Annotated in this window: 2 protein-coding genes; one reads left to right on the top strand and one right to left on the bottom strand. The window is 34.4% G+C overall.

The genetic code is table 11. From position 1 onward, the window contains the following. Positions 1-381: 381 nt before the first annotated feature. Positions 382-1,146: a polysaccharide deacetylase family sporulation protein PdaB gene (pdaB, locus tag ACEWK1_RS27590; RefSeq protein ID WP_121664202.1), complete on the bottom strand. Its 765-nt coding sequence runs from the start codon at positions 1,144-1,146 to the stop codon at positions 382-384. 112 nt (positions 1,147-1,258) lie between these two features. On the opposite strand from pdaB, the gene ACEWK1_RS27585 reads away from it, so the two are divergent. Continuing rightward, positions 1,259-1,453, top strand: coding sequence for a hypothetical protein (locus ACEWK1_RS27585; protein ID WP_121664203.1), 195 nt, complete (start codon positions 1,259-1,261; stop codon positions 1,451-1,453). Positions 1,454-1,736: the final 283 nt, after the last annotated feature.

Raw genomic sequence — 1,736 nt, 5'->3', positions numbered from 1 at the left:
GGGAATAAGAGAAATGGTCTTCATAAAGGAGATGATGATCAAAAGTAGTATGAGGAACAAGAGAAATGGTCTTCATAAAGGAGATGAAGGCTAAAAGTGGTATGGGGAATAAGAGAAATGGTCTTCATAAAGGAGATGAAGACCAAAAGTTGTATGGGGAACAAGAGAAATGGTCTTCATAGAGGAGATGAAGACCAAAGTCAGCATGAAGGCCAAGAGAAATGTTCCTCATAAAAGTATAAAGACCAATAATTTTTAAAGACTACAACTGCCTTCATACTGAAGCGGATAGTCCCATTATACATAACTTTAAATAGAGTAATCGCACAACGCCTCTTCACATTGAAACTAAGAAGAAACGCAATATACTCTAAAAGAAAACTACTTAACTTCAGAAGACTTTGTTTGAGCATTAGCGATTAATTCGTCGACTGTAACATTTTGTAGTCCTTTACTTCTTATTTCCTTAATAATTGTGGGAAGAGCCTCATTTGTTTGTTTAGCGGAATCAGATGCATGCAATAGAACAATGTCTCCACCTTTTATAGAAGAAGTGGTATTCTCTACAATTGCTTCAACACCAGGGTTAGTCCAATCATCTGAATCGACACTATAATGCACTACTGTATACCCTTGCTGTGAAGCAATCTTAAGAACATCTTTATTAAAGCCTCCACTTGGTGGGCGGAGCAATTTAATATCCTTTACACCAAGTTTAGTAAATACCTCTTGAGCCATGGATAGGTCTTTTCGTACTTCGTTTGGCTCCAAATCTCGATAATCTTTGTAGTTATATCCCATGCTTCCGATCTGGTGCCCATCTTCTTTAATCCGTTTTACAACATCAGGATGCCTTTCAGCCCATGAAGCTGACAAAAAGAATGTACTATTTTTTATGTTCTGCTTTTTTAATGTATCAAGAATACTCTCTGCTTTAACATCTCCCCAGCTGATATCAAAGGTTAAAGCAATTTCATTGTTTTTCGTTTCTCCTCGGTAAATTGCTTTTGGGCCATCTGATGTTGAGAAAACAGGATAGTTTAATACATTCTCAACATATAGAATTCCGGCAGTGAAAAATGCAGCTAACATAATTAAGGCCAACTGTTTAATTTTCTTAATATGAAATACGTGAAATTGATTCATAACGGTCCTCCTCAGACAACATTCTCTTGAGACAAGTCTATGCTTGGACTCTTATTTACATGATTAAAAATAAAATTATATAGAAAGAATGAGTAAGTAGGAGGAGAAAAGGATGATCTACTACTTATTTCATGAGAAGGAAAGGAAAGAAATTGAGCAAATGTTAATAAGAGAGTTATCGGAATTAGATGAGCTTATATACATTAGAGCGTCACTTGGTGAAGGAAACAGTGTTAAAGAAAGAGCATTAAAAGAAAAAAGAGATATACTAGTAAATGTGATGTCTAAAATAACAAAAAAACTTTAATGATTTTGTTGACCTTCTTTCAAAATGGTGATATAGTATAAAACGTCGCTGCTGAGCGACAGTGTTTATCTCTTGAAAAAACTTTTTAAAAAGATGGTTGACACTAACTTAGTTAAAATGTTATATTGATAAAGTCGCTTCTGAGAGAACGACGTGAAATGATCTTTGAAAACTAAACAAAACCAAGCGTGCTAACGTTAATTTTTATTAACAAAAACAACGTACTATATAGTACAAACTTTTATGAGCTATATCAACTCTTTATTGGAGAGTTTGATCCTGG

It is taken from the genome of Metabacillus sp. YM-086, from assembly GCF_048059995.1.
In the GTDB taxonomy this organism is placed as follows: domain Bacteria; phylum Bacillota; class Bacilli; order Bacillales; family Bacillaceae; genus Metabacillus; species Metabacillus litoralis_B.
Note: the sequence above shows the minus strand (reverse complement) of the source record. Positions and strands in the feature narration are given on the sequence as shown.